This window comes from Lewinella sp. W8 (assembly GCF_004375085.3).
In the GTDB taxonomy this organism is placed as follows: domain Bacteria; phylum Bacteroidota; class Bacteroidia; order Chitinophagales; family Saprospiraceae; genus Neolewinella.
Genome location: NZ_SNAQ03000053.1, coordinates 1 through 1223 on the forward strand (window position 1 = coordinate 1; position 1223 = coordinate 1223).

At 59.1% G+C, this 1223-nt stretch carries 1 protein-coding gene; it reads right to left on the minus strand.

Annotated features, from left to right (window positions below; all coding sequences use genetic code 11):
• On the minus strand, positions 1-1223 hold a 1223-nt coding region (locus E1J53_RS23800; RefSeq protein ID WP_173021622.1), incomplete at both ends, for a SprB repeat-containing protein.

Here is a 1223-nt window from a genome sequence, read left to right on the forward strand (position 1 = left end):
CGCCAATGTTGGTCAGTGTGGGGGAAGAAGCGCCATTTGACCATTGATAGGTATAGGGCGGGGAACCTCCGGTGATGTTAGGGGTAATGGACCCGGTGTTTTCGCCGGCGCACCCGGGCTCCGTTCCCTCCAGGGTTACGGCAAGGTCGCTACATTCAACATCATTTACGGTGGCCACGCACTGTTCCTGACAACCATTTTGGTCGGTGATGACGACGGTGTAGTCTCCGGGACCAAGGTCGGAGATGGTTAAGGTGTTGGCGTCGGTATCGGCAACCACTTCCCCGTTCAGGGTAATCTGATAGGCGGGGGTGCCGCCCTCCCAGTTTAACAGGATATTGCCATCGTTACCGTTGATGGTGGAGATCGGGCTTGGGGTGCAGCTTAGCGTCAGAGCTGGCGGTTCACTGAGGGTGAAGGCGGTCTCCCGGCTACAGCCGTTGGCGTCGGAAACGATCACGGAATAGGTGCCAGCGGTCAGTCCGCTGAGGTCCTGGGTGGACGCACCGTTGGACCAGGAGTAGACGAAGGGCGGCGTTCCACCACCGACGTTGAGGTCGATAGCTCCGCTGTTGTCCCCGTTGCAGAGCAGGTCGGTGATGCTGCCGCTGAGGGTGATGGCGTCGGGCTCCTGAATGCTCACCGTGATGCTTTGCAGACAGTTGTTGGCGTCGCGTACGTCGAGGGAATAGGTGCCGGCGGAGAGTCCGTTTCGGTCCTGGGAAGTGGGTCCGTCCGACCACTGGTAGGAATAAGGTGGCGTACCTCCGGAAACGGTAACGTCGATACTGCCGTTGGCCTCGCCGTTACAGCGCACGTCCTGAGCGGAGAAGGTGACCACCAGCGCAGCAGGTTGACCCAGGCTAATGCTGGAGATCACCTGGCAACCCTGATTGTCGGTCAGGGTTAGGGCATATTCTCCCGCGCCAATGTTGGTCAGTGTGGGGGAAGAAGCGCCATTTGACCATTGATAGGTATAGGGCGGGGAACCTCCGGTGATGTTAGGGGTAATGGACCCGGTGTTTTCGCCGGCGCACCCGGGCTCCGTTCCCTCCAGGGTTACGGCAAGGTCGCTACATTCAACATCATTTACGGTGGCCACGCACTGTTCCTGACAACCATTTTGGTCGGTGATGACGACGGTGTAGTCTCCGGGGCCAAGGTCGGAGATGGTGAAGGTGTTGTCGTCGGTATCGGCGATCACTTCCCCGTTCAGGGTAATC